The 26,389-nt window shown below is 56.8% G+C and carries 20 protein-coding genes; 9 read left to right on the forward strand and 11 right to left on the reverse strand.

Annotated elements, in window-relative coordinates:
* The first annotated feature begins 163 nt into the window (after nt 1-163).
* Nucleotides 164-1,387 (forward strand): hypothetical protein, encoded by a 1,224-nt coding sequence (locus HCU74_RS13995; RefSeq protein WP_168451059.1) that lies wholly within the window; start codon nt 164-166, stop codon nt 1,385-1,387.
* Nucleotides 1,388-1,505: 118 nt separating this feature from the next.
* Here the strand turns inward: HCU74_RS13995 and HCU74_RS14000 are convergent, their stop codons facing one another.
* The 5 genes from HCU74_RS14000 to arsH all read right to left on the reverse strand — a co-directional run bounded on the left by HCU74_RS14000 (nt 1,506) and on the right by arsH (nt 8,320).
* Nucleotides 1,506-2,747, reverse strand: coding sequence for a cytochrome P450 (locus HCU74_RS14000; protein WP_168451060.1), 1,242 nt, complete (start codon nt 2,745-2,747; stop codon nt 1,506-1,508).
* Nucleotides 2,747-3,853: an amidohydrolase family protein gene (locus tag HCU74_RS14005; protein ID WP_168451061.1), complete on the reverse strand. Its 1,107-nt coding sequence runs from the start codon at nt 3,851-3,853 to the stop codon at nt 2,747-2,749. The genes HCU74_RS14000 and HCU74_RS14005 overlap by 1 nt, the downstream gene beginning before the upstream one ends.
* A gap of 1 nt (nt 3,854) precedes the next feature.
* Complete coding sequence (locus HCU74_RS14010; RefSeq protein ID WP_168451062.1) at nt 3,855-6,758, reverse strand: AMP-binding protein; 2,904 nt, start codon at nt 6,756-6,758, stop codon at nt 3,855-3,857.
* Nucleotides 6,759-6,903: 145 nt separating this feature from the next.
* Nucleotides 6,904-7,611 carry a 4'-phosphopantetheinyl transferase family protein gene (locus tag HCU74_RS14015; RefSeq protein ID WP_168451063.1) on the reverse strand — a complete coding sequence of 236 codons (708 nt, stop codon included), beginning with the start codon at nt 7,609-7,611 and terminating at the stop codon, nt 6,904-6,906.
* Between the two features lie 4 nt (nt 7,612-7,615).
* Nucleotides 7,616-8,320 (reverse strand): arsenical resistance protein ArsH, encoded by a 705-nt coding sequence (gene arsH / locus HCU74_RS14020; RefSeq protein WP_168451064.1) that lies wholly within the window; start codon nt 8,318-8,320, stop codon nt 7,616-7,618.
* A 169-nt stretch (nt 8,321-8,489) separates the two neighbouring features.
* Between arsH and HCU74_RS14025 the strand changes: the two genes are divergently transcribed.
* Nucleotides 8,490-8,789: a hypothetical protein gene (locus HCU74_RS14025; RefSeq protein ID WP_168451065.1), complete on the forward strand. Its 300-nt coding sequence runs from the start codon at nt 8,490-8,492 to the stop codon at nt 8,787-8,789.
* Here HCU74_RS14025 and HCU74_RS14030 read toward each other — a convergent pair.
* From HCU74_RS14030 to HCU74_RS14050, 5 genes are all read right to left on the reverse strand, one after another.
* The gene (locus HCU74_RS14030) at nt 8,786-9,247 is read right to left on the reverse strand and encodes a very short patch repair endonuclease (protein WP_168451066.1); all 462 of its coding nucleotides are present in this window, start codon (nt 9,245-9,247) and stop codon (nt 8,786-8,788) included. The genes HCU74_RS14025 and HCU74_RS14030 overlap by 4 nt on opposite strands.
* Before the next feature lie 29 nt (nt 9,248-9,276).
* Nucleotides 9,277-10,455: a type II restriction endonuclease gene (locus HCU74_RS14035; protein WP_168451067.1), complete on the reverse strand. Its 1,179-nt coding sequence runs from the start codon at nt 10,453-10,455 to the stop codon at nt 9,277-9,279.
* A gap of 112 nt (nt 10,456-10,567) precedes the next feature.
* Entirely contained in the window at nt 10,568-11,779 is a 1,212-nt protein-coding gene (gene dcm, locus HCU74_RS14040; protein WP_168451068.1) for a DNA (cytosine-5-)-methyltransferase, read from the reverse strand.
* A gap of 194 nt (nt 11,780-11,973) precedes the next feature.
* Nucleotides 11,974-13,002, reverse strand: coding sequence for an NADP-dependent oxidoreductase (locus tag HCU74_RS14045; protein ID WP_168451069.1), 1,029 nt, complete (start codon nt 13,000-13,002; stop codon nt 11,974-11,976).
* Between the two features lie 80 nt (nt 13,003-13,082).
* Nucleotides 13,083-13,682 (reverse strand): TetR/AcrR family transcriptional regulator, encoded by a 600-nt coding sequence (locus HCU74_RS14050; protein ID WP_168451070.1) that lies wholly within the window; start codon nt 13,680-13,682, stop codon nt 13,083-13,085.
* A gap of 139 nt (nt 13,683-13,821) precedes the next feature.
* Between HCU74_RS14050 and HCU74_RS14055 the strand changes: the two genes are divergently transcribed.
* The 6 genes from HCU74_RS14055 (at nt 13,822) to HCU74_RS14080 (ending at nt 22,990) form a co-directional block, all read left to right on the forward strand.
* The gene (locus HCU74_RS14055; protein WP_210425287.1) at nt 13,822-14,850 is read left to right on the forward strand and encodes a DUF2804 domain-containing protein; all 1,029 of its coding nucleotides are present in this window, start codon (nt 13,822-13,824) and stop codon (nt 14,848-14,850) included.
* Between the two features lie 181 nt (nt 14,851-15,031).
* Entirely contained in the window at nt 15,032-16,888 is a 1,857-nt protein-coding gene (locus tag HCU74_RS14060; protein WP_210425288.1) for a S8 family serine peptidase, read from the forward strand.
* Between the two features lie 395 nt (nt 16,889-17,283).
* A complete protein-coding gene (locus tag HCU74_RS14065; RefSeq protein ID WP_246864647.1) occupies nt 17,284-18,000 on the forward strand; it encodes a c-type cytochrome in 717 nt (238 codons plus the stop codon).
* Nucleotides 18,001-18,005: 5 nt separating this feature from the next.
* Complete coding sequence (locus HCU74_RS14070) at nt 18,006-19,187, forward strand: cytochrome-c peroxidase (RefSeq protein ID WP_168451071.1); 1,182 nt, start codon at nt 18,006-18,008, stop codon at nt 19,185-19,187.
* Between the two features lie 46 nt (nt 19,188-19,233).
* Entirely contained in the window at nt 19,234-20,631 is a 1,398-nt protein-coding gene (locus tag HCU74_RS14075) for a parallel beta-helix domain-containing protein (RefSeq protein ID WP_168451072.1), read from the forward strand.
* Between the two features lie 100 nt (nt 20,632-20,731).
* Nucleotides 20,732-22,990 carry a TonB-dependent receptor gene (locus HCU74_RS14080; RefSeq protein WP_168451073.1) on the forward strand — a complete coding sequence of 753 codons (2,259 nt, stop codon included), beginning with the start codon at nt 20,732-20,734 and terminating at the stop codon, nt 22,988-22,990.
* Here HCU74_RS14080 and HCU74_RS14085 read toward each other — a convergent pair.
* Entirely contained in the window at nt 22,987-24,450 is a 1,464-nt protein-coding gene (locus tag HCU74_RS14085) for an HDOD domain-containing protein (RefSeq protein ID WP_168451074.1), read from the reverse strand. The two genes, HCU74_RS14080 and HCU74_RS14085, sit on opposite strands and share 4 nt — an antisense overlap.
* A 307-nt stretch (nt 24,451-24,757) precedes the next feature.
* On the opposite strand from HCU74_RS14085, the gene HCU74_RS14090 reads away from it, so the two are divergent.
* Complete coding sequence (locus HCU74_RS14090; protein WP_246864648.1) at nt 24,758-26,386, forward strand: long-chain fatty acid--CoA ligase; 1,629 nt, start codon at nt 24,758-24,760, stop codon at nt 26,384-26,386.
* Nucleotides 26,387-26,389: the final 3 nt, after the last annotated feature.

Raw genomic sequence — 26,389 nt, forward strand, 5'->3', positions numbered from 1 at the left:
GCAATGTCACATTCACTGCTATGTGAACCGCTACATAAAAATTTGCTCTGCCGCGATTGGCTACATGCGCACGACTCCGTTGAAAAGAGAGTTGGCGTGACGAATCGTTAACGGGCTGGAGAGTATTCGGAAATTTCGAATACAACTACGAGGAGCTACAACCATGTTAATTCGCAAAGCAAAAACCAGCTTGGCGTTCGGTATTACCCTGGCAATTTCCGGTTTGAGTCACGCCCAGCTTGGCGGCTTACCTATTCCTACCGACGCTTTGGGTGCTGTTCCCGGCGTTGGCGCACTGCCTGGTCTGGGCGCGCTGCCCAGTCTCGACAGCTTACCCCTCGATGCGCTGGGCGGAGCGGGTCTGCCCAGCCTGGATGGCCTGCCGGTTCCCGGACTGGATGCGCTGCCTATTCCCAGTGGCGGTGGTCTGCCCGGGCTTGATGCCTTGCCGGTAGATCCAACATCGCTGCTCAGTGGTGGTTTGCCGAGTCTGCCAGGAGTGGGAGCCTTGCCGGTAGACCCAACGTCGCTGTTGAGCGGGGGCTTGCCAAGCCTTCCCGGAACTGGAGCCTTGCCTGTTGATCCTGCGTCGCTAGCCTTGCCTGTTGATCCTACGTCGATAGCGTTGCTGGGTGATGTGCCGGGCCTGGACATTATCATGGTCTATGTGAATGAATATCAGGCCTATCTCGACCCCGCCAAGGCAACTCAAATTGCCGGAGCGGTGCAAACCTTTGTTGAAACGATTGCCGCCGATCCTACAGTATTGGCCAACTCCGGGTCGTCGATTACCCCGGAATTGATACTGTCGATGCTGCCGGTGCTTGAGCAATTGGCGAATGACCCCGCCGGGCTGGCCAATTATTTTGCCAACGGCGGCACTCTGGTGAACCCCACCATTTCGCTGGTGCCACCACTGCCGCTGGTGAGTCGCTCATTGCCGAACGTGTCGGGCGGTGGTTTGCCCAGCCTGCCAGGTGCAGGTTCGTTGCCGGTTGATCCAACGTCCTTGCTGGGTGGCGGCGTACCGAGCCTGCCTGGTGTAGGTTCGTTGCCCGTTGATCCGACGTCCTTGCTGGGCGGTGGCCTGCCCAGCTTACCTGGCCTTGGCGCATTGCCGGTAGACCCGACATCATTGCTGGGTGGCGGCGTACCAAGCTTGCCCCTGGGTGCCTTGCCAGTTGACCCGCTGTCTTTGCTTGGCGGTGGCCTGCCCAGCCTGCCTGGCCTTGGTGCGCTGCCAGTAGACCCGACGTCGCTGTTGGGCGGCGGTGTACCCAGCCTGCCGGGTTTGGGTGCCTTGCCGGTTGATCCCACTTCGCTGCTGGCAGGTGGTTTACCCTCCCTCCCAGGAACAGGCGCTCTGCCTGTCGGTCTCCCGCTGTAAATCAGGCTGATGCCTTGATTCTTGTTTGCCCGGCTTGCCGGGCTTTTTTATGCCCTTTGCAAGGGGACGGTGCACATTCGCCTTGAGATGAATAATGGCGCTCGCCATTCCTGACAGCTCAGGTGTGGACCGGTAAGGCCTCCAGCCAGCGGTGTCCGGCACGCTGGGTCCATCGGCTGTTGGGTTGACTCAAACGGAGCGTGTGCGGCTGCGCCGCTAGGGCGCGCAGACTGGCGGCAAGCAGCTGCCTCACCAGTTGACGTCCGACGCAGCTGTGTTCTCCCCGGCCAAAGCTTATCGGGGCTGGACCACTGCGCAGGGGGTTGATCTCGTCGGCTTGATCGAAAACCCGAGGGTCGCGATTGCCCGCTGCAAGCATGAGAAATACCCCTCGGTTTTTCTCGATAACGGTATCGCCAATGCTTACTGCCTCAGAAGTGCGTCGAGCGATAAACAGGGTGGGCGAGTCGAAACGCAGCAGTTCGTCGGCGAGGTCCAGTGCGCGATAGCGCTGTTCACGCAGCCCGGTGAGCAGCTCCGGTTGCAGAATACAGTGGCGCAGCGCATTGCCAATCCCGTGGTCGCTATTAAGGCCATCGGCGATCAGCAGCAGGGTATTGTCGCGAATAAAACCGGTGGGTGAGGTGAACTCGCCGAGGTCGGCACCTTCCAGCACAGACATTAAAGGCGACGTAGATGTCGTGTGCAGCGTCTCGGCAAAATGGCGAAAGTCCGTCAATTCGCGGTTGAGGGTGTCGCGAACCTCCTCAGAGGGAATAATGGAGAACAGATAGAAAAAGGTTTCCGACCAACGCTTCAGTTGCTTTGCGAGCGCGGGGTCGGCGTTGAATCCGAGAAGTTTACCCATGATCTCAGCGCAGAGGGGGGTGGCGAAGTCGTGTAGCACATCGAACTCGCGTCGCGCCATCAGTGCCTGTAGCCGTGTCTGGGCCAATGCTTCAATATCAATGGCGCAATCGCGCAATAGCTGATGAAAGCCGCGGGTTAATGCTGCTCGGGGCAGGGTGTGCTGCGGCGCATCGAGGAAGGGCAGAATATTATTGGCAACATCGGCGCACACCTGGCTGTGTCGGTGGCGCTGGTGCACCACCGCGTAGTCCGAGGGGCTATTGCACAGGTGTGGGTGAGCCAGCGCCTCCTGAATATCGTTATAGCGGCTGATTACCCAGCTGCCATTATCCAGGGGAAATGCGGCGCTGTGTTCACGCAGGGCGCTCAGATAGGGAAATGGGTCGTTGATAAAGGTTGGATCGAAGGGCGAAAACCCTGTCAGATCAATAGATTCAGCTGGCCCGCGCGGTGCGCGTCGCGACCAGCGATGACGTAAGCGTTTTAGCATCAAGCTGTGACCACTTTGCGGATTTCGCCGTTGTTGCGCTCAAGGTGATCGGCGATATGCTCGCGCTCTGCACTGTTGAGCGCGGTACCCGTGGCCAGTTTGGCGAGGATTTCGGGATGGTAGAAACGAATTGCGGCGGAAAGAACAAAGACCTCGTCGATCAGATCGGCGGTGGTGCTCGGCGAGCAAATGTCGGCAATATTGTCTGAGGCGAGGCGTACCGGCACGCCGGCAACCAGCAACTCCAGCACCCGGGGAATACTGTTGTAGGTGGGCGTGTTGATGGGTCGCAGCTGACGCATGCCCAGTGCTGCCGACGGGCAGCAGATAACACCCACTCCAAACTCCTTCATGCCTTCTGTCAACGCAGTAAAACGCCCGTCGTCGTAGGTCGAGGGCGAAATCATATGCACCGCCCACACCAGCGTGTCGTCTCCTTGTGGGCCACCGTAGCGAGCCAGGGCTTCGATCAACTGCTCTGTGCCGGTTTCCGATGGCTCGTTGCGCTGGTCGGTGTGAACATGAATCATGCACTGTTTGTGGCGGGCCAGTTCAAGGGTGCGGCGCAGGTGTTCATCAAAGCCGATATGCCTGGGATACTCGCGGCGATCATCGGCTTCGGGCAGGGCCGCAATAAAGTCGGCGGACTCGGCACCTTCGGCGAAGACTTCCCACATTTCCGGGTGGCTATCGTCGAAGCCAAAGGGCGAGTAGGCGGCGATATTCAGGTCTATTTCGTCGGCGCGCTGACGCTTGATGTCCTGCATCATTGCCAGTGCGCGCAAGCCAATAGCATCGGCGGTAACATCGACAAGGGTGTCTGCGCGGCGGGTGTTGACCTCTACCATGTGATCGAGATACAGGTTCACCCGTCGATGGAAGTCGGCTTCACTATAGGCGGGGCTGGCGTGCAGGTTGTTGATCAGGCTGTGTTTTTCGTGCAGAGACACATGCGAGCTTGCCAGTACGTGGCTGTTGTCCACGGTGAGGTAGTGTTCGTCGGTGGTGCCTGCACGATCCAGATGAAGGTGGGCGTTGTGCATCCCCCCTGTCTTGGCAATATGGTGTTCCAGTTCAATATAAAAAGGCGAGCGGCGATGAGACATATTAATGCTCCTGAGTGGCGGTCGCTGGCGGGCGCAGTTGTGGGGAAAAATGCCGGCCGCCGTACACGACCAGGCAGGGAAGTTGGCACAGGGTCGAGCCGGATTCAGCGAAGAAAATCAGACCCTCACAGGCGACATCCAGTTCGAGGTACCAGCGCCCTATTCGGGTTGGCGCGGTGACTGTCATGGCAATGATGGCGTCGCTGCCGGGGCTGATTGGGTGTGTGAGTTCGGCGACTCCTGCCTTCCAGTCCCTTACCCGTCCACTGCCCTGCCGCCGCCAGCGCGCGTAAAGCCGCAAGCCGCTGCGGTGTCCGGGGAGCCAGCACTGGTCGCTGCGATTGGCCACGGCAACCTGCAGGCAAACGCTTTGCCCTGGAGAAAGTGTCGCAGGTAAAGTGGCCTGAATATCAGCCTGGCGGGCGGACTCCGGCGGATACTCGGGCAAAGTGCTGTCTGTCAGGGGCAGGCCATTGGCGGAGGGGAGGCCACGGCGGGCGGCGGCGATTTCTGCACGGAGTATTTCTCCCAGCGACTCCACGCAGGGTGACGCCATAAATGACCGGTGCTTCCATTTTCTGCGATAGCAGCTTACCTCGCCGGAATACAGGGTAGGCCAAAGGGTTTGCGGTTGGTCAAAACGACGAAACGGGCTGTGGCTGCTGTGTTCGCTGAAGACATAACAGAGGCGGCCATCGTAGGGCTCGGCGATAAAACGCTCGACGGCCATCAGCAGGCAGACTTCTTCGCCCCGTTCACGCAGTGCCTCGGCGATATAAAAAGCGAAGCAGGCCCCTTCGCAGAAGCCGCCCAGCACGTAGGGGCCGCAAGCTTGTAGTTGTTGTACTTCATCGCAGTAATAGCGCGCCAGCGCACGGTTGCTGCGGGTGTCTTTGTTGTTCACCCTGAACAGCGAGCGAAACCCGTAGATTGGCTGGTCACTGGAAAACTGCGCGCAAAAACCGGAAAACTCCTCATAGGATTGGCAGCCCCAGAAAACAGGGGGTTGCGAGCCCCGGGTGTTCACCCCCACCAGCAGGCTTTGCGACCCTTGTCGCTTGCCTTGCCAGCCGGCGAGATAGCCGGACAGCTCCCGCAACATGGTTTGGGGAAAGTCGGCGGATAGTGCAGGGTGACAGGCAAGGCTGTCGTCGGGCAGGGCCGTGAGCAGGGCTTGTTCAAGAGCCACCAGCGTCGGATTGTCGAACAGCAGGGCAGGGGGGATGGCGACGCCGAGCATGTCAGACAGTGTGGCCATCAAGGTTGCCGCTTTGAGTGAGTCGCCGCCAAGGTCAAAAAAGTTCGCATCGATATCGGCGTTGCTGAGCGTTACGCCCAGAGACTGTTGCCACAGGGGGCGCAGCTGCTCACCCAGTGGGCCAAGTTGGTTTGTCGGGGAGGTACTTCTGACGGTGGGTATGAACTGTTCACGCAGTCGATGGCGTTGGACCTTACCGCTGGCGTTTTTGGGCAGGCTATCAACCTGGAAAATGTGTCGCGGAATTTTATAGGCTGCCAGTTGCTCCCCTAAAACCTGGTGGATCAGCTCGGTGTCCACGGGCTTTTCGGCAACCACTGCGAGGGCGGGTTCCTCTCCCAGGCTGGGGTGAGGCAAGGCGAAACAGGCTGCATCGCTAACACTTGCGATGGTTTGAAGTGGAATTTCAACTTCCAGTGGCGAGAATTTCTCCCCGCCGCGGTTGATAAGTTCCTTGATGCGTCCGGTGAGAAATAGTCGCCCGGCGTCGTCGACATAGCCCTGGTCGCCGCTGCGAAACCAGCCATCGATAAACACGCCATCCTGCTGCGTGGTTGACTCGCCACCGAGGTAGCCGGCAAACACGTGTTCGCCGCGAATCAGCACCTCGCCGCGGGTGCCTGTTGGCAGGGGCTTGCCGAGAGTATCGGCAATGCGTACCGCAGTGGCCACCGGTGTGCCCACCGACGCCGGCACCTGCGTTCCTTCCTCAACGGGGTTGCTGCAAATCAAACCGCAGGTTTCGGTCATGCCGTAAATTTCAACAATCGGCACGCCAAAGCCCCGGCGGAGTTGGGCGAGCTGGGCGGGCAACAATGGCGCCGACACCGAGCGCACAAATCGCAGCTTGCGAAAGGGCGTGAGGGTGTCCGGGGCGTCTGTACGACTGTACTCCAGCAACATGGTGGGCACGCCCTGCAGCCAGGTAACAGGTGACGTGGCCAGCAGTTTGCGCACCGCCAAGCGCTCCGTGTGACTGCTGAGGACGACACTGCCGCCCACGCTCAAGGGGGCGAGCAGGACATCCATGAGTCCACCAATATGAAATAGCGGCAGCAGATTCAGCGCGCAATCCTTGTCGCTGAGACGCAGCGACATCACCGTACGGCGAATCGCAGAAAGCAGCATGGTGTGGCTGAGGGCTACCGCTTTTGCGCGCCCGGTGGAGCCGGAGGTATGCAGAACCAGAGCAGTGTCAACGCGGAGAACGGTGGAAACAGGTGGAGAGCGAAAAGCAGGCGTTGGAGGCAATAAGTGAAAGCTGCCACTCGGCCCGGCTCGAGCCTCGAGCAGTGCATGGGGAATCGCACTGAGCAGTGAGCTTTTGTCTAATTTCGCGCGCAGAATGGTGTCGGTGATAATCAGTGTTGGCCGCAAGGGGTCGAGCTGTTGCTCCAGCTCCGGGTTTGTCGCAACCGGGTTGAGGGGAATGCATTGGTATCGCCGCATTAAGGCCAGGCATAACAGGGCGTTTTGTGGCGACTGCGGTAACAGCACCGCAACCGCACTGGGGGCAGGAATATTCCAGCCCGCAAGTGTCTCATCCACATAGCGGCACAACTGCGCCAGCTGCGTGAAACTGAGCGGTGGGCTATCGCCGGTGAGTACGGCGGGGAGATGGCCAAATTCTCGGCAAGCATCTTCCATGAGATTGCAGATAGAATTGCGGTGCATGACAAAAGGTATTAACGCGGTCCTGCGCATCGTTGTTTAGGGTAGATTTTGACACCCGCTCAGCATCCTGCAAGCCCTGCCTGCCGCATTGCGGGAAATTTACCCAAACATCGCTGGCTTAGCGCCTGAGCATAACCGCCGTGAGTACCCCGTCGTCGAGGAGGCAGTAATCCACCTTCACGGTGTGCGGGCAAGCAGGATGTCGCTGTAGCTGATGGGAAAGCGTGAAATGCAGCTGGCGAGTGGTGCAATCCAATGCGGTTAATTCCGCTTCACGGTAACCAAAAAATCGCTGAACATGAGGGTGAAAGGCTTTATAAATGCTTTCCTTGGCGGAAAACACCAAACTCAGACCCTCGGCGAGCGGCACATCGGATTCGGTTAGCAGGGTTTTCTCGCCGGGTGATAAAATTCGGCGGCTCAGCCTCGGCGCGCTTTCTTCGCTGATCCACGCCTGGGCGTCAATGCCCAGCGCCAGGTAGTGTTCGGCGCGGGCGAGTGCGCAACAGGCAAAGTCGTCGGTGTGGCTGATGCTGCCGACAAAGCCCTTTGGCCAAACCGGGCCGCGCTTGTTGTTGCTGCGCAGCGTCACATTGTCCAGGCCAAAGCGGGCAAAGGCCCGTGCGGCGAGATAGCGCCCGGCAAAATATTCTGCCTGACGCTTTTCTACTGCCTGGGAGATATTGTCGGGTTGATAAATGCCGTAGTCGGCGAAGAGTTTTTTATCAAAACGGCTGAGCGCAAAGCGCGCGCCGAGAATAGCTAACGGCGCGGGTGGCGATAACTCGTCGAGCCCAACAGTCTGTAAAAACCTTCCAATCTCCATCGGCTCAGCGCTGCGCAACGCGCTTGCTTTGTTCCTCGGCGGTTTCGACCCGCTCGGAATAGCGGTCTACGAAATACTCTTTGCGATCGCGCAACAGCAACGTGAACTTCATCAGCTCTTCCATCACATCCACCACACGGTTGTAATACGACGAGGGTTTCATGCGGTCGTTGTCGTCAAACTCCAACCAGGCCTTGGCCACCGACGATTGGTTGGGGATGGTCACCATACGCATCCAGCGGCCGAGCACCCGCAACTGATTCACCGCGTTAAACGACTGTGAACCGCCGGAAACCTGCATTACTGCCAGCGTTTTGCCCTGGGTGGGTCGCACTGCGCCAATTGCCAGCGGAATCCAGTCGATCTGCGCCTTCATAATGCCGGTCATCGCGCCGTGCCGCTCGGGAGAGCACCACACCATGCCCTCTGCCCACTCCGCCAACTGCCGCAACTCTTGAACCTTGGGGTGAGAGGCATCCTCGGCATCCGGCAACGGCAGGCCCCGAGGGTCGAAAATACGGGTTTCCGCGCCAAAATGCTCCAGCAGGCGCGCCGCTTCCTGAGTGAGCAAACGGCTAAACGACCGCTCCCGCAGTGAACCGTAAAGCAGCAAAATACGTGGAGGGTGAGTGGATGAAGGCGCGGCAAACAGGGCCTCGCGGTCAATGTCGTGCAGAGAATCCGCCTGAATATTGGGTAGATCAGTCATGGTTCATGTTCGGCTAATTTCAGAATAGGGCTATTGTAGGGGGTGGGGGAGGTGTTGTCTTGCACGCTGGGTGTATGAGGATATCTCAAGGGTGAAATTTAATACTGATTATACATACAGCTTTTGTTAATATTGAGAGCAGGCAGCAACGAAACAAGGAGGGGTTCATATGCTGAATGCAAGTCAGGTTCCAGACTGGACAGTCGGTGACAGCATAGAAGAATGGTGGTCTGAGATGGCCGGGCAGGGAGTGGCTTTTCATCCAGATGATATGCCAGACACGATAGTGTTCCAGGATAGTGGCAGGTCGTGTTTTGGCACAGACGCGTGCACGAAGCTGGAGCGAATACTGTCGAGTATGCTGAATATTCATGGCGACGAGGTTTATGACGTCGGGCAGGCTGCCATCATGGGTATGCTGGGCTGGGCGGAGTCGCCGGATAAGTCTGAATGGGTCAGGTCTGGCTAATCCGGAGTTCTCCCGGTGATTTCGGCGTCCATCGTGTCGAACTGTATCCAGCGGGTGGTGGTTTCAATTACCTGCTCCAGGCCCAGTCGAGTTTTCCCTTTTAAAGAGCACTCCCAGATTGTCAGTGTTTTCCAACCCAGACGCCGGTATTGCGCGATGTTTCGTTGGTCGCGAAGTTTGTTTTCGGTGATTTTTTTGTGCCAAAACTCCTTGCGCGTAGACGGCCATTTGAACAGGTGACAGTCGTGGCAGTGCCAAAAGCAACCATTTAATAAAACTATTGCGGAGTACTTAGGGAGCACAAGATCGGGTTTGCCTGGCAGTCGTTTGTAATGCAAACAGTAGCGAAATCCTCGTTTATGCAAAGCCAAGCGAATCTGCAATTCAGGCTTGGTGTCTTTTCCGCGAATGCCGGACATCATGCGTAAACGGGTTTGAGAATTGACAGTGTCAGTCATATTTTCATTGGTGGGTCGCTCGGGGATGGCTAAATTGCTTTCGTTTCTTCGATAAATCGAGTCAGTGTATAGAGGTGTTCCCTGATGGAGCTTGGAAAAGACTTATGTATAGGAGAAGGAACAACGAGTTTGACTTTTTCACTTGTCATTTCTCGAAATTGGTTTTCAGATACACCTTGTTGTAGTGTGAATAGATACGATGTTTCTATTTTTCGGGCTTCATTGAGGATTTGACGCCAACGGTCTTTTACCGTGGTTTTGACGGCCAGTACCCGTAGCTTTTCAGTGGGGAAGTTGGGGTCATGGTACTCGTCACAGCCCGGAAATAAGAAGTCTGGCTTTTTATTTTCTTCCGTACGACATTGGACGCCAAAAAGGGTCAGCCCTTCTTCTTTAAATATGTTTTCCAAATGTAGCTCAAGAGACTTTCCTGATCTCGATTTACGTCGATTTGATATCGAGTTAGCGAGCTTGATGAAACTTTCTACGTCATCAAAACCCTGTTTTATTAGCGGGATCGTGTGGTGATGTTCAATGAGTTTAAATAAATCAAATTCATGGCTTCTTCTCTTCAATATCCGCTCATCGGCAGTTAGGTCTGCATGGAGGCCCTGTTCGAATAAGTGGTTAATGATCGCAGCCCCTGAGGGAAATTCTTCATTCCACTCTCTAGGATATTTGTCCGATTTTATCGGACTTTCAAGTATCGCTCCTTCGAATATTATATCTCCTCGCTCAAAGTAAGTGGATTGTGGATCTATTTCACCAATGCGTTCTTCTAGATAGTTTTCCTCATTTATGTCGCGACAAACCCAGGCCTTCATGTATTCGGAGTCGCCACTTCCGCAGTTGTTGAAGGCGAAAATTGCGATCGAACCGGTCTTTTCAGGGTCTTGTAGCGGTGTGTACTTGGTGCCTTGGTTCCAGCGAGTTATACGCTTCTCATTTCTGCTTTTTTGATTATAGTATATTGCACGAAGTACTTGTTCCGGTACGGAGTCGGATTCTATGGAAGCCTTGAAGAACGCCTCGGGGTTACTTACGTCTTTTCTGCCGATACTTGGGAAGATCGAGCTGAGGACTGATTTCGGAAAATAAATACCGGCTTGGTGGCTCTTTGTGGCGCCTGTGTCGTTAGCAGACAGGCGCTTTATGTAGACCATCCAGTCTTCACTCGCGATTTGGGTAATCCAGTTTTTAAAGTCCATTTTGTGCACCGATTCACTATAGTGGGAAGTTATCTTGATGTCGTATTCTCGGCTTCGTCTTTTGCTTTAATGCCCGTGTGAATTAAAAATCTGGTGTTTACAGGTTTATTGTCTAGTTTTGTGAGATATACGGCTTCATGACTCTGGCTACTTCCTTAAATGCGGGCATTACAACTGAATTGCCAAATTGCTTATATGCTCGAGTGTCCGAAACAGGAATCCTGTAAGTGTCGGGAAGACCCATAAGGCGAGCGCATTCTCTTGGAGTAAGGCGTCGCGGATTCTTTGGTCCTCGTTTGATGAGTATTTCCGAGCCATCTTTGTAATATCTCGCGGAAAGGGTCCTCGACACATCGTCCGGGCCAATCAGTCCAAATCCAAATCCATTTCCTTTAGCGGTGTGTTTTTCCTTGTAGGCTTTCAGGTACGACCAGAGTTTCGTACTGAGGATATATTTTTCATTTACGCACCCTTTCTCATGGTCAAAAAAACGGCTGCCATCCCATTCGAGGTAAGGTTCGCTACCGTCCTCCTTGTGAAGTACTTCACCCATTCGAAAACTGCCCTTCTCAGGAAGTTCAAGTGCATCCCAGGAAAAAGGAGTGGGTTCGCGAAAGCCAACTATAGCGATTCGCTCTCTGTGCTGAGGAACAAAGTGCTGGCCGTCAATTATCCGAGTGTGGATCTGGTATCCCAGCTCTTCCTGTAAAGTGTGTTTGATTACGGAGAAGGTTCTGCCTTTGTCATGAGATTGTAAATTTTTGACATTTTCCAGCAAGAATGCGCGTGGACGCTTTTCCTTTATGATGCGCGCTACATCGAAAAATAGTGTGCCTTGTGCATCGCATGCAAATCCGTGTGCCCGATTCAGGGAGTTCTTTTTTGATACCCCAGCGATAGAAAACGGCTGGCATGGGAAGCCTGCCAGAAGTACATCATGGTCCGGGATGTCTGAGACATCAACTTGGGTTATGTCGCCATGCAAAGCATGGGTGTCGCCGAAATTGGCCAGGTACGTTCGCTGCGCGTAACTATCCCATTCGCTGGTAAAAACACACTCGCCACCTATTGACTCAAACGCAATCCTTAGTCCCCCGATTCCGGCAAATAAGTCGATAAACTTGAACTCACCGGGTTCTCGCCGGGCGTGGAAGGGGAGTAGTATCTGTTTTAGTCGATCTACGACGTAGGGTCGAGGCTCATTTTCCTTTACTAGCCAGCGCCCTAGAGTGCTGGTGTCTATCTCGAGCGCGCAGGCCAAATCCTTCCGGCTATACACTTTCAAAGCATCATTCAAATACAAATGTACGCTGTCGCTGCTCATGACTATCTCCACCCGGCGGGAATTATTATTGCATTTTGCAATATTTTGTGGACTGTATGCTAATACAGTAGTTTTGTGGGGTACAAGATTTTTTTGGAGTTATTGTTGCGCGAGGTTTGCTTGATGCGGCTCAAGTGGTCGTGCAAGCGAGGCGGAGTGACAGTGATCCTCGCTTGCTGGTGGTTTGCTTCGGGTCAGTCTTCCCCAACCTTCACCACAACCTTCCCAAAATTTCTCCCCTCCAGTAGATCAAAAAACGCCTGGGGCGCATTTTCCAGGCCGGTTACGGGGTGTTCCTTGTACTGGATTTTGCCTTCGGCAAGCCATTGCTGCATGTCTTTGGCGAATTCCGGGTAGCGGGGGCCGTAGTCGTCAAAGATGATAAAGCCCCTCATGGTCATGCGCTTCACCAGGATGGTCTGCATTAGCAGGGCCATGCGGTCGGGGCCATCGGGCAGGCTGGTGGCGTTGTACATGGCGATCAGGCCGCACACGGGGATGCGCGCGCCGGTGTTGAACAGTGGCAGCACGCCGTCGAACACTTTACCGCCCACGTTTTCGAAGTAGATGTCGATGCCGTCGGGGCAGGCTTGTTTGAGTTGTTTGGCGAAGTCGTCGGCATGGTGGTCGATGCAGGCATCGAAGCCGAGGGTGTCAACGGCGTAGCGGCATTTTTCTGCGCCGCCGGCTACACCGACCACGCGACAGCCTTTGATTTTGCCGATTTGGCCGACGGTAGCGCCTACGGGGCCGGTTGCCGAAGCGACCACCAGGGTTTCGCCGGGCTGGGGCTTGCCGATGTCGAGCAGGCCCATGTAGGCGGTGAAGCCGGGCATACCCATAATGCCCAGAGCGTAGGAGGGGGCTGGGGGATTGTCGCCGAGTGGCATGAGTTCGCTGCCGTCGGAAATGGCGTATTCCTGCCAGCCGTTCATCGACAGTACCCAGTCGCCTTCCTTGAAATTCGGGTTGTTGCTTTGCACGACGCGGCTGACGGTGCCGGCCGTCATTACCGCACCGATGGCGACGGGATCGGCGTAGGATTTGGCGTCGCTCATGCGGCCACGCATGTAGGGGTCGAGTGACAGGTATATGGTGCGCAGCAGCACCTCATTGTCGCCGGGCTGGGGGATGGGTTGCTCTTCCAGGCGGAAATTGTCGTTGTTGGGCGCGCCTACGGGGCGCGATGCCAGAACGATGCGGCGGTTTATTTGGGCTGTCATACTTACTCCTTTGGTCTTCTATTAGACCAGTCGTCTAGTAATTTTTCCGTAGCTGTCTAGTGGCGTACTGCGGCCAGTGACTACGGGGTGTTCAGAATGATTTCGGTACTGTGGTACGCGCGCTGAAGGGGCTGGGCGCTTTGCTGGAGCTTGGTCAGCAGGCTGGCGCCCAGCCACATTTGATAGAGCTGCGCGGCGCACTGGGTGGGGTCGGTAATGGTCAGCGAGCCATCGCGGTTCCCGCGCTCGATCAGGTCGGCGAGTTGCTGCACGGTTTTTTCGCTGGCGGCTTTCAGGCGCAGGCGAATGGGTTCAGACAGTTCGGCCACCTCGGCGCCGAGTTTAACCACCAGGCACTTGCCGCAGTCGCCCTCGGCGGATTCCCGGCGCAGCCATTCCTGCCAGTAGCGCAGTAGCTTGTCTTTGGCGTTGAGGCCTGGAGCGCTAAACAGTTGCTTCACTCGCTGTTGATAGTCGTCAAAATAATGATCGACCAGGGCCTCGCCAAACTGTTCTTTGGATTTGAAGTAATAGTAGAAGGAGCCCTTGGGTACTCCGGCATGCACCAGCAGCTCGGCCAGGCCCACGGCGGAAAAGCCCTTTCGGCTAATCAGCGTGTAGCCCGCAGAGAGAATGCGTTGGTAGTTTTCGTTGTTGGCTTTTGCTGCAGGTGTGGTCATGGAGGGATGATGACAGAGTGTAGACCGATCGTCTAGTAGTGATGTTGCGGTGTGCGGGTGTAGGTGTTGCGGTGTTTTGGTATGGGTGTATTAGTCATGCCGCTGGGATAGTATCCGCCACTTGTGTTGGCGATACGGAATGACAGGTTTGGTGCAGATGGACGAAAAATTGGTGGATGCACAGGGACGGGTAGCGCTGGGTCGCTTCGATGCCCCCTGTAAAGAGGTGAACTATCTCGACTACGCATTGCGCACGGCGATGGACCGGCCCCGCAGCAAGCTGGCGCGCCGCTTCGCCGTCAATCAGTTTCAGTTTGTGGCGATAAGCAGCCCCCAGTTGCTTGTCGGGTTGGCTATTGTCGATCTCAAGTGGGTCAGCAATGCCTTTGTATATTGCTATTCACCGGAAACCGGCGACTTTGAGGAGGCGAGCTTCATTGTTCCTCTCGGCCGTCACACCCGCTTTGATAATCGTCCCAATGATGGCGTCAGTGCGTTCCGCTCGGGTCGCAATCGCTTCACCATTACAGCCCGGCCCGGCGAGCGAGAGGTGTCGGTGGTGCTGAAGTCGGGCTTGCAGGTTGATGCCCACATTGATGAAGCCAGCCACTATCAGCCCGTTGCAGTTGCGACGCGGGCCGGTTACCAGGGCTGGGCCTATACCCAAAAGGCGGCCGCGCGACCTGTTACTGGCCGGGTGAGCTGGCGGCATCGACAGTATGATCTGGGAGAATTAGAGGCGCTGGGGTCAGTGGATTGGACCACGGGCTTTATGCGCCGGGAGACCTTTTGGAATTGGGCGAGTTTGTCGGCAAGGCTGCCTGATGGTCGCACACTCGGACTGAATTTTGCGGCGGGGGTAAATGATACCGGAGTAACGGAAAATGCGCTGTGGCTGGATGGTCGGCGTGTTGATTTGGCGACGGTAAATTTTGAGTTTGATCGTCAAAACCCCGATGGTGAATGGCAAATCAACGACTTTAACGATGATGTTCAGCTGCGTTTTGTGCCTATTGGTGCGCGGCGTGAAAAGGTGAATGCGGGGCTGTTGGCGTCCAACTTCACTCAGCATTTCGGGCGTTTGTACGGGAAATTACGTATTGACAATAAAGCCATAGAAATCAATGGCTTGCTTGGTCTTGTGGAAGATCATTACGCAAAGTGGTGAACAGTTCACAACCTGTGCTCACGCGGGGTGTTTGGGGGTGAATCCGACGCTTTGTTATGCGCTGGTTAACAGTTTGTCACCAACAAGCTTGTATAGTGACGCTCGTGCACCGCTGTGTAATAAGACCTTTTACGATGCGGCAAAGGTGCGAGTAATGAAATCAAGCTGCGTGGAGCGCCCTATGATTGTAAAAAAACCTCTAATAATAACGGCCATGTCGCTGGCTGTGTCCCTTACAGCTTGCGGGGGTGGCAGTGGCGGCTCAGCGTTGCCGGATACTCTGGCAGCCGCCGATGACGGGCGCGGGCTGGAATCGTCGATTTCCGACGGTATTGCGGCCGGTGAAGCGATTGATGGGCAGTATATTGTGCTGCTGCAAAAAGTAACTGAAGGGCCGCTGGCCGGACTGCCCCTGCATGCATTAATTGATACGCTGCTTGGGCAGGTGGGTGGCCAGTTACTCGGGGTGTACGAGCATGCTGTGACCGGTTTTGTCGCCCAGTTAAGTCCCGAGGCCGCCGCTGCGCTGGCCAACCTTCCCGTGGTGAAACTGGTTGAGCAAGACCAGACCGTGGCCATAGCCGCGGTGCAAAACAATGCCACCTGGGGACTGGATCGCATTGACCAGCCCGACCTGCCGCTGGATGGTAGCTATCAATACAGTGTCGATGGCAGCGGCGTTCATATCTATGTGGTCGATACCGGTATTCGCACCAGCCACAACGAATTTGCCGGGCGGGTCGGAGTGGGGCGTAATTTTGTCTCTTCCGGTTTGCTGTTCGGTAGCACTGATCCCGAAGACACCGACGATTGTAACGGCCACGGCACCCACGTTGCCGGCACCTCGGCAGGCACGACCTGGGGTGTTGCCAAGGGCGCTATTGTGCATCCGGTGCGAGTGCTGGGTTGTAACGGTTCGGGCAGTAATTCCGGGGTGATCGCCGGTGTAGACTGGGTGGCGGCGAATCGGCAGATGCCCGCCGTGGCCAATATGAGTCTGGGCGGTGGCAACAGTGATGCGCTGGATGCAGCGGTGCGCGGGGCGATTAATGCCGGGGTCAGCTTTGTGGTTGCCGCGGGCAATGACAACGCCGATGCCTGCAGTGGCTCGCCTAACCGGGTAGCCGAGGCGATTACCGTGGGTTCAACGACCTCCGCCGACGCCCGCTCTTCATTCTCTAACAAAGGGAGTTGTGTCGATATCTTTGCGCCGGGTTCTTCGATCACCTCGGCCTGGTATCAGAGTGACAGCGACAGCAATACGATCAGCGGCACGTCGATGGCGGCGCCCCACGTTGCCGGCGCAGCGGCGCTGGTACTGGCGCAAAACGCTTCCGCATCGCCCGCACAGGTGTTCGCGACGGTGCTCCAGCAGGGCGAGGCCAACACCCTCACCGGTCTGGGCAGCGGCTCGCCCAACCTGATGCTGCAAACGGTGCCCGGTGATGTGACACCGGTAGATCAGCCGCCAGTGGCCTTGTTCAGTCAGAGCTGCGACGGACTGAGCTGCAGCTTTGATGCTTCAGCCTCCAGTGATGACAGCGCTATTGGCAGTTATGCCTGGAGCTTTGGTGATGGCACAAGTGCCGGCGGTGTGGGTGTAAGCCATGTGTACCAGAGCTATGGCGACTACACCGTAACGCTCACAGTAACCGATGACGCTGGCCAGGCGACAGCGGCAACGCAAACTGTCAGTGTGGTTGACCCCAATGCCGGGCCGTGCCCGGGCTGCGATCAGCGCAATGGCAATTTGAGCGGCTCCAATGCGAGTGACTATGCGCCCAACACCGCTGGCTTCAGCAGTGACGGTGGCCAGTTCTACGGTTTACTTGAGGGCCCGGCCAACGCTGACTTTGATCTGTATTTGGAGAAGTACACAACCAGCTTGTTCTTCAGCGGCTGGTCGTCGGTTGCCAGCAGCGAGAGTACGTCTTCCAATGAAGAGATCAACTACAATGGCAGTGCCGGTACTTACCGCTGGAGAGTGAAGTCTTACAGCGGTAGCGGCGACTACCAGCTCTATACCGACGCGCCCTGAGCGGCGGTCGTTCCCTTCGGGGCTGGCATTCGCTGCCAGCCCCGGTCTTCCTCGTCCTTCATCACTTGTTTCTTTGGCTTGCTTTTCTGTGAGGTCTGCCCTCGTCCAAATGCAGTAGGCGTGGCGTCCGGTCTTGAAGGATATTTGTTCTCGCGTTTTATCTGTCTGAAATATAAGAATATTTTTCGCTTATGGCCGGTGCTTGTTGGCGCCGTCAGGAATCTGGTGTTGCAGGCTCTTAACAGATTCGGGAATACGCGCTAAGGTTGATGTAATACATGCTAACTTTTGCCAGTGCGCTGCCGACACCAATCACAATAACAAGCGTGTCAGGGTGGGCTGAGAAAGTTTTCTTAATGTGTTTTCAATTAACGGATTGAAGCCCGGAGCCAGTGATGCGTAGAGGTTTGCCCCTGAACAACAGCCGTGCCCTTTCAAAAATGATGCTGCCCTTTGCCCTGCTCACACTGGTGGCGTGTAGCGGCGATGTTGGCCCCAGTGCCGACAGCGAGCAGGCGGCCAGTCAGGCGCAACAGCTGCTGGCAACCGGCGCGGCGGGTGACGGCAAGCAGCTTTATGCCGCCTGCGCCGCCTGCCACGGTGCCAAGGCCGAGGGCAACAAGGCGCTGGCTGCGCCGTCGCTGCGCAATCAGCAGGACTGGTATTTGCGCCGTCAGCTTCAGGCCTATCGCTCCGGGGTGCGGGGCTCCCATGAAAAAGACGCCTACGGTATGCAAATGCAGGCGATTGCCAAGACTCTGCCCGACGACGCGGCGGTCGATGCGGTGGTCGCTTATATCAGCGGTCTGGGTAAAAAGGCCGCTGAGGCGACGTTGACTGGCAATGCCAAGCGTGGGGCGGACTACTACAGCAATCTGTGCGGTGCCTGTCACGGGCCCGCTGCCGAAGGCAATGATATTTTGCAGGCACCGGCACTGGCGGGTGTCGATGATTGGTATTTGCAGCGCCAGTATGAGCACTTCCAGCAAGGAATACGCGGAGCGAGTGAAGACGACAAATACGGCTATCAGATGGCGATGATGGCCAATACCCTGCCGAGCACGGAAGTGCTAAAGGATGTGCTGGTGTACACCCAGTCGCTGGCGCGTTAATCAGCATGGAGAAAAGGTATTCCGCGCGCGCATTGCGGCGTTTAGCCGTAGCTCTGTGTCTGCTTTGGTTGCCATTGCCCGCCACGGTTCACGCGGCAGGGGCCGAGTTTAGCCTGAAGGATTATTGTCCCGCAGGCTTTCAACTGAATGGCGAAGGCTGCTATTTGCAAAGCCTGTACGCCAGCTACGACTCCTTGCAGGACAGTGGCGTGGGCGGATTGAAAACCGGCTTGCCGGAGTTGCGCCAGGGGTTTAGCCCACGGCAAATCGATCTGGGGCGGCTGCTGTTTTTTGACCCGGTATTGTCCGGCGACCACAGCATGAGCTGCGCGTCCTGTCACGACCCCAACAAGGGCTTCAGCGATGGCCGGGCACTGAGTGTGGGCAGCAAGGGGCAGCTGGCCAAGCGCTCGGCACCCAGTTTGTGGAATGTCGGCTTTCTCAAGCGGCTGTTCTGGGACGCACGGGCCAGTTCTCTGGAAGAGCAAATGCTGGGCCCCTTGTACGACAGCCACGAAATGGCCAATACCCCGGAACAACTGCTGACTGACCTGCGGGCGTCCTCCGCTTACCGGGAGTTATTTGCGCAAGCCTTTAACGGTGACAGCAGTATTCAGTTGGATCAGGTATATACCGCCATTGCGGCCTTTGAATCATCGCTGATTTCGCTGAACAGCCGCTACGACCTCTATGCTCACGGTTACCACGAGGCGCTGAACGAGGCGGAAATCGAGGGCATGAATATCTTTCGTTCCTTTGTCGCGCGCTGCGCGGAATGCCATACGCCGCCCCTGTTCAGTCATCAGCAGATTGCGGTGATAGGCACCCCTGAGCCGAATAACCGCCCACTCGATCCCGGTGTGGCGGCGGTGACCGGCGACGCCTCACAGCGGGGCGGGTTCAAGGTGCCGTCGCTGCGCAATATCGCGCTTACGGCGCCATATATGCATTCGGGGCGGTTCGCCACCCTGCGCGAGGCCGCAGAATTCTATACCGGGGGGCGCGGTCACGCGGTGCCTCCGGGAGAAAAACTCAGTTTGCACTGGCATATCTGGGAACCGAAGTTAACCGGCGAAGAACTCGACCGTCTGGTGGACTTTATGGGGGCTCTGACAGATGAGTCCTTTATGCCGCAAATCCCCGCGTCGGTGCCCTCGGGGTTGGCACCGGTTGTTGGGGTTCAATAACACAAGGTGGGGCGGGCAGGTAGCCGCGTTAGTTAGGAGCAGGACGATGGTGAGAGCAATGCATTGGCTGGTGATAGCACTCAGTCTGGTCGCGGGTATGCACAGCGCATGGGCCGCCGATATTCCGGTCAAGGAAGGCGAGTCCATTCAGGCAGCGGTAAACCGGGCGGCCCCCGGCGACGTGGTGCTGATTCACCCGGGTGAGTACCGCGAGAGTGTCTATGTCGACAAGGACAATATTACCCTGCGCGGGGTGGTGGTCGATGGCGAGTGGCCAGTGCTGGAGGGTGAGGGCAAGCGCAACGACGCCATTTTGTACTCGGGAAATAACTTCACCGTTGAGTGGTTGACCATCAAGCACTTTAAAGGCAACGCGATAATGGGGCAGGCGGGGAATAACTATACCATCCGCTACAACCGCGTCATCGATACCGGGGTGTACGGGATTTTCCCCCAGTTTGGTAAAAACGGCCTGATCGAATACAACGTTCTCAGCGGCATTGAAGACGCAGCAATTTATGTTGGCATGTGCGACAACGTGGTGGTGCGTCACAACGAAGTGTTCGACAACGTGGCCGGCATCGAGATAGAAAACACGCGCCATGCCATCGTCGAAAACAATTATGCCCACAACAATACAGCGGGCTTGCTGGTGTTTATTACGCCGGGCCTGCCGATTAAAACCACCTACGATGTGATTCTGCGCAACAACTTTGTGGTGAATAACAACACCGAAAACTTCGGTGCTCCCGGCTCTATTGTCGCCAAGGTGCCCAAGGGCATCGGCGTGGTGATTATGGCGGCCGACGAGGTGGTGGTAGAGGGCAATATTATTTCCGGCAACCAGACCGCGGGTATTGTGATTACCGACCTCGCCTTTGTGACCGATATCGCCAGCGACCCGGACTCGGAGCCAAACCCGGATCGTATCGAAATTCTCGACAACCTGATGTTTGATAATGGCGCCGACCCGGTGGCCGATGTGAAGGCGGCAATGATGACCCAGTTCAAGCGCCGTGGGCCGGATATTCTCGCCAACTTTGGTTCCGCTCAGGAGCCGGATAACTGCATTTTGAACAAAGAGCAGTATGTGACCTTCGGGCTGAAAAAATGGAGCAAGTGCGAGCGCACTTCAACCGCCGATATCGAAACCTACCTGTTGGCAGACGGTGCGCCTCCCCGTGAAATTGAAAATGATGAAGACCGCACACTGCGCCTTTATCAAGGGATCTGCGCCGGCTGTCACGCCTACAATATGCGAATGATCGGGCCTCCTACCGTGGCCATTCAGGCGCTGTATCACAACAATGCCAAGGGGATTGCCGACTATATTGCCGAGCCTCACAAAGTGCGCCCGGACTACCCGCCCATGCCGGGTCAGGGCCATCTTTCCGAGGAAATTCGGCAGAAGGTGGCAGAGTTTATGCTTAACGTTAAAAAGTAGCGCCCCGGGGCGACGCGCCCCTGTTTGCTTGCGCGGGCAGGGTGGCGCTTCCAGTGGCAATGCAGTGGCAATGCAGTGGCAAACGCAGCGAGGGCAGTAGATGAAGGCAGTGCAGTGCGGAATCGGGGTAAGTTGTCTGTTGCCGTCGCTCGCCCTTGCGGCGAATAATCTGGCGCTGGAGGAGGTTCTGGTGACCGCGCAAAAGCGCGAGCAAAGCGCCATGACCGTTCCGGTGACGGTAGACACCTTTACCACCCAGGATCTGGAGAATACCGGGGCCTTGACCATGAGTGATATTCAGGCCTATATCCCCGGTCTCAAAGTGGGCAACTCGGTGCAGGATGACAGCAATGTCACCCAGTCGTCCTTTGTGATTCGCGGCATCAAAAGCTCCAATATCAGTACCGGCGGCGACCCTTCAGTGGCAACCTTTCTCGACGGTGTTTATCTGCCACGGGCGGCGATTACCGTTCCCTTTTCGGATATCGAACGGGTCGAAGTACTCAAGGGTCCACAGGGAACCCTATTCGGGCGCAATGCGGCGGCGGGGGTGGTGAATTTTATTTCCAATGCGCCAAGCCTTGAGGAGGCCTACGGCTTTGGTTTTGTGAAGGGGGGCAACTACGAGCTGCTGCGCGGCGAGCTGATGGGCAACCTGCCGCTGAATTCCGCTATGGCGCTGCGGGTGAATATGCTGCACAACCAGCGAGCGGCCGTCACCGAAAACGAAGGCCCGGCGAAGCCCGACCCCGGTGAGCAGGACAACCAGTTTGCCCGCGTCGCCTTTTTATGGGAGGTGAACGATCGCCTGCGTACCCTGTGGACGGCAGATATTGACCGGGTCGATAACGGGCCGGAGGTGCGCATTGGTATCAGCGAAGAGCACTCCAACTATCCCGACCCCAGCGACCGCAAATTGAATACCGATGCCATCAATGCCGGTGAGAGCCGCGACATGGAGGGGCTGACGGGAAAGCTGTGGTACGACTTCGGTGACAGTGGCATGTTGAGCCTGATTGCCAGCTACCGCCAGTTTGACACCTACAACCTGCAGGATGAAGACGGCACAGCGGTTGAAGATGTTTACGTGGATACCAACAACGAAGAAGACTCCAATATCAGCTATTTCGAGCTGCAGTACAATGTGGCCAGCGAGTGGGCCGATATTGTTGTCGGCGTTAACTACAGCACCGAAGATACCTTTCAGCGCACTTCCCTCACCTTCAGTTACGGCGCGGTCGCGGAACTGGCATCGAGTATGGCCAGTCTGCCGCCGGGGGTGATTAACGCCTTGCTGGGCTCCCAGTTGGCGGGCAACTATGTCACCGAAACCATGACCAACACCGGTGATTTCCAAAGCTACGGCGTGTATACCGACATGGACTTCAGCCTGACCGAAAAGCTGAATGTGATCGTCGGGCTGCGCTACAGCCGCGACGACAAAGCCTTTACCTGGTTCGCACCACTGACTGACTTCCCCCTGTCACAGGCCCAGGGGGAGAATTTTTTCTTTAACAGCGATGGTTTGGAATCGGCCAGTGAAAGCTGGGGCAAGGTCACTGGTCGGGGTGTGCTGAACTATCAGTTAGGCGAGCGGGCAATGGTCTTTGCCAGCTATTCAACCGGTTATAAATCCGGGGGCTATGATTCGTTGAACCCTGGATCGGGGGAGGCACCGCTGGAGCCTGAAGTGGTGCAGAACTACGAGCTTGGGGTAAAGGGAGACTTTCTGGAATCCCGCATTCGCACACAGGCTGCGCTGTTCCACATGACCATTGATGACCGTCAGGAGGCCATTGAATCGCGGCAACCCGGCAGCAGTGCGGCGGTGCCGACAGTCATCAATACCGATGAGGAGCTGCAGGGGATTGAGCTGACCTTTGACTGGCTGATAACCGAGTCGGTTCGTGCGGGCATTGTGTACACCTATCGCGAACAGGACTCCAGCCGTGAGGCCCACTTCGATGCCCAGGGCGAGTTTGTCGAGGCAGACAACCGCTCGGAATCCACACCGCAGGAATACACCCTGAGCCTCGACTGGTCGCCGGAGACCCGGTTCGGCCTGTTGCTGTTCCACGTCGATTACATTTTTGAGGAAAACACCGATCCTGAAAACGAGGATCATATTGACGAGTTCAACCGTGTGAACGGCTATGGCACAGATACAGAACTGTTGAATGCCCGCATTGCCCTCACTTTGCCCTCGGGTGACTACGAGTTTGCGCTGTGGGGTAAAAACCTCCTCGACAACGGCCGTACCTCCCAGCCCGGCGGGCTAACCGGCGATGTACTCGGCACCTACCATGTGGGCATTACCCCTCCGCCGACCTATGGGCTGGACCTCAAGGTGTTTTTCTAGCCGTCCTGTTGTACTGAGGGGCGTAGCTCCGCGAGAAGGGCGTCGGTACCGGCATCGAGTAGGCCACTGGCACTGCCAAAGTCGCTGTCGACGTAGTGGGTGACATGGGTGGCGGCAAAGCGGGGTTGCAGAGCACCTTCCTCGCCGGGGGGAATGGCCAGCTCGCACTGGTCGCGCAGCCGGCGGGTGATGGCGTCGCAGGACTGAGCCGGGGCCTTGGGCATGGCCACCGCAAACACCCCGTCGGCAATCCGCCCGGGAATGTCATCCCGTCTCACCCAGGCTTCAAGCACCTCGCCGATCTTTCGCAGCAGGGCATCGGTGTACTCCGCGCCGCGCTCCTGCTTGAGTCGCGGGTAGTTAACAAGACTCAGAAAAACAATGCTCAAGGGCTCGTCATCATAGGTGCACTTGTCCATGGCGGTTTGCAGCACCTGCGGAAACGACACTCGATTGTACAGGCCGGTGGCGGCATCCAGTGCGTCGGCAATGCCGTCCGGGTCGGCTTGAGGGGGTGGCTCGGGTGGTGGCTGGGAACCGGAAAACAGACGCGGCTGCAAGACCTCGCGCGCGCGTTGACAAAATTGCTTGTAGCCAGCAGGCGAGATTTTCAGTTCGGTGACCAGTGGTTCAATTCCTTCGCTCATGCTGCGCAGCAGGTTCAGAAATATCGGCAGCTGATCCGGTGTCCAGCCCAGGTCGCGCTCACAGCGCACCCGGAGCTCCTGGGCGAGGACTTTGGGTTTGTCGGTATAGAACAGGTCGCCGCACAGGGAAGACACCCCCGCGATATAGCCAAGTCGGTCGACCTTGTTTTTGCTGGACAGAATGTCGCTGTAGTGACTGAGGCCGCAGGCATCGGTGATGTAATCGGCGACGCCCCAATGGCGTAACAGGGCGCGGCTGACGGCGGCATGGTCCAGGCCGAAGTCGTCAATTTCCCGGGCGACGTAGTCGGTGTGGTTCCGGCACTCGGGTGCGATGCTGCCATAGTACTGGGGTACGAGGGCGTCGATCACAATCATGCCGAAGTCTTGCAGTAATGCTGCCAGAATGCACTCGTCGATGGCCAGCCCCCGCTCCTTCTCCGACAGCAGGCGGGCCACCGAGGCGGAGGCCAGCGCGCGAAGAAAGAATTGATCGCGGTCGAGGCTGTTAAAGCGAATATGGTTGAAAGTGTCGATTACCGAAAAGGCGATGGTCACACTCAGTACATTGCGCGGGCCGAGCATGACGGCGGCGCGGCGGAAATCGGCGACCGGGCGTCTCGGATGGAATACCGGGGAGTTAAGCAGGTGCAAGGTGCCCTTGGCCAGCTGCGACTCCTGGGAAATGGTGTGAATCACGTCCTCCACATCGACATCGCCCATGCGCAGCAGATCTGCCAGCCCTCGGGTGACCGGTGGCACGGGGGGCAATCGCTTGTCGTTGAGGTCCAGGATGTCGACGTTTATGGTCATAAATATGAACTCGTTACCTTTGTCTCTGCCGGCAGCTTATTGCAGGGAGTGTGGCTGTCGGCATCAGGTTTTTTACTGCAGCAGCTACTTTCGCAGCCGTAGCCGCACGGGGCTGGTGTCGTACTTTACTACGATACTGCACATTACTTTGAGTGAGTATAGATCATCAGTGCCCCGATGAGCATTTGTGCGTGACATGCCATTCTGGCACGACTATTGTGTTCTATGAAAACATTGCGCATGAATTTTACTACACTGCAGAGCACTATTTTGCACTGCGATGATATTGCGAGGGAGACTAACAATAATGACACCGATGATGACCAGCCAGCTCACCATTAACATGTTGATGCGCCACGCGGAAAAAGTACACGGCAATACCGAGATTGTTTCGGTCACGGCCGACAATCCCCGGCATCGGCAGACGTATCGCGAGGCCTTTCGCCGGGTTCGCCGCCTGGCGAATGTGTTGAAAGCCCTGGGTCTGGAACAGCAGGACACGGTGGCCACCCTGGCGTGGAATGATTACCGTCACTTTGAAATTTACTACGCCGTGTCGTGCAGCGGCATGATATGCCACACCATTAATCCGCGGCTGTTTCCCGAGCAGATCGAATACATCGTCAACCACGCCCGCGACCAGTGGGTGTTTGTCGATGCCACCATGGTGAAGCTGCTGGAGCCACTGCAGGACAAGCTACCGGAGGTCAAGGGCTTTGTGGTGCTGAGCGACGAGGCGCATATGCCCGAGACCAGTCTGCGCAATGTGCACTGCTACGAGGCCCTGCTGGCCGAAGCCAGTGAAGAGTTCGAATTCCCGGAGTTTGACGAAAATACGCCCTCGGCCCTGTGTTATACCTCGGGTACCACCGGCAATCCCAAAGGGGTGCTATACACCCATCGCTCGACCATTCTGCACTGCTACGCCTCGGTGGCGCCGGATGTATTCGGGCTGTCGGTCAGAGATACCACAATGCCGATAGTGCCAATGTTCCATGTAAATGGCTGGGCGGTGGTGTACTCGGCACCGATGGTGGGGGCGAAACTGGTGATGCCTGGCCCGAAAATGGGTGACGGTGAAACCCTGTGCCAGCTTATCAACGAGGAGAAGGTGACCGCCTCGGCGGGGGTGCCAACCGTGTGGCTGGCGCTGCTGGACTACCTGAAAGCCTCTGGCAAAAAGGTCGACAGCCTTGAGCGTCTGACGGTAGGGGGGGCGGCCTGCCCATTCTCTATTATTCAAACCTTCCGCGACCGTTATCAGGTGAGGGTACAACAAGGCTGGGGAATGACCGAACTGAATCCGCTGGGCACCTACAACGGCAACTTCAGTCCCGAGGTTGAGGCACTACCCCAGGCCGAACAGGACCAGCTGCTGGTCAGTCAGGGACGCCCGGTCTTCGGCATCGAGCTGAAAATTGTTGATGAAGACAATAACGAACTGCCCTGGGATGGCAAAAGCTCCGGTGCGGTGAAGGCGCGGGGGCCGTGGGTGGTGGGCGATTACTATCGCTACGACGGCCAAACGCTGGACGACGACGGCTGGTTTGAAACCGGCGACGTGGCCTGTTTCGATGAGCGCGGTTATATGCACATTACCGATCGACTCAAGGATGTCATCAAGTCCGGCGGCGAGTGGATCAGCTCCATCGAGCTGGAAAACTGCGCGGTAGACCACCCCGATGTTGCCGAGGCAGCGGTCGTTGGCATTCCCCACCCCAAGTGGACCGAGCGGCCACTGCTGTTGGTGGTGCTGAACGACGGGGCAAGCCTGACGGAGGCAGAAATGCTTGCCTGGTTCGACGGCAAAGTGGCGAAATGGTGGGTGCCAGGAGCCTGTGTGTTTGTCGACAGCCTGCCCCACACCGCCACGGGTAAGCTCAGCAAGAAAGATATTCGCGCTGAATACAAGGACTTCGCCTGGCCTCAGGAGTGAGTG

It is taken from the genome of Spongiibacter thalassae, from assembly GCF_012272835.1.
Lineage (GTDB): Bacteria > Pseudomonadota > Gammaproteobacteria > Pseudomonadales > Spongiibacteraceae > Spongiibacter > Spongiibacter thalassae.

Bases quoted from the DNA above. Each gene is read 5' to 3' on its own strand.
- HCU74_RS14000 (WP_168451060.1), bottom strand. From the start codon at position 2,747: ATGCTAAAACGCTTACGTCATCGCTGGTCGCGACGCGCACCGCGCGGG.
- HCU74_RS14085 (WP_168451074.1), bottom strand. From the start codon at position 24,450: ATGACCATAAACGTCGACATCCTGGACCTCAACGACAAGCGATTGCCC.
- HCU74_RS13995 (WP_168451059.1), top strand. From the start codon at position 164: ATGTTAATTCGCAAAGCAAAAACCAGCTTGGCGTTCGGTATTACCCTG.
- HCU74_RS14070 (WP_168451071.1), top strand. From the start codon at position 18,006: ATGGAGAAAAGGTATTCCGCGCGCGCATTGCGGCGTTTAGCCGTAGCT.
- HCU74_RS14065 (WP_246864647.1), top strand. From the start codon at position 17,284: ATGCGTAGAGGTTTGCCCCTGAACAACAGCCGTGCCCTTTCAAAAATG.
- dcm (WP_168451068.1), bottom strand. From the start codon at position 11,779: ATGAGCAGCGACAGCGTACATTTGTATTTGAATGATGCTTTGAAAGTG.
- HCU74_RS14050 (WP_168451070.1), bottom strand. From the start codon at position 13,682: ATGACCACACCTGCAGCAAAAGCCAACAACGAAAACTACCAACGCATT.
- HCU74_RS14035 (WP_168451067.1), bottom strand. From the start codon at position 10,455: ATGGACTTTAAAAACTGGATTACCCAAATCGCGAGTGAAGACTGGATG.
- HCU74_RS14025 (WP_168451065.1), top strand. From the start codon at position 8,490: ATGCTGAATGCAAGTCAGGTTCCAGACTGGACAGTCGGTGACAGCATA.
- HCU74_RS14055 (WP_210425287.1), top strand. From the start codon at position 13,822: ATGACAGGTTTGGTGCAGATGGACGAAAAATTGGTGGATGCACAGGGA.
- HCU74_RS14045 (WP_168451069.1), bottom strand. From the start codon at position 13,002: ATGACAGCCCAAATAAACCGCCGCATCGTTCTGGCATCGCGCCCCGTA.
- HCU74_RS14015 (WP_168451063.1), bottom strand. From the start codon at position 7,611: ATGGAGATTGGAAGGTTTTTACAGACTGTTGGGCTCGACGAGTTATCG.
- HCU74_RS14090 (WP_246864648.1), top strand. From the start codon at position 24,758: ATGACACCGATGATGACCAGCCAGCTCACCATTAACATGTTGATGCGC.
- HCU74_RS14075 (WP_168451072.1), top strand. From the start codon at position 19,234: ATGGTGAGAGCAATGCATTGGCTGGTGATAGCACTCAGTCTGGTCGCG.
- HCU74_RS14060 (WP_210425288.1), top strand. From the start codon at position 15,032: ATGATTGTAAAAAAACCTCTAATAATAACGGCCATGTCGCTGGCTGTG.
- HCU74_RS14005 (WP_168451061.1), bottom strand. From the start codon at position 3,853: ATGTCTCATCGCCGCTCGCCTTTTTATATTGAACTGGAACACCATATT.
- HCU74_RS14010 (WP_168451062.1), bottom strand. From the start codon at position 6,758: ATGGAAGATGCTTGCCGAGAATTTGGCCATCTCCCCGCCGTACTCACC.
- HCU74_RS14030 (WP_168451066.1), bottom strand. From the start codon at position 9,247: ATGACTGACACTGTCAATTCTCAAACCCGTTTACGCATGATGTCCGGC.
- HCU74_RS14080 (WP_168451073.1), top strand. From the start codon at position 20,732: ATGAAGGCAGTGCAGTGCGGAATCGGGGTAAGTTGTCTGTTGCCGTCG.
- arsH (WP_168451064.1), bottom strand. From the start codon at position 8,320: ATGACTGATCTACCCAATATTCAGGCGGATTCTCTGCACGACATTGAC.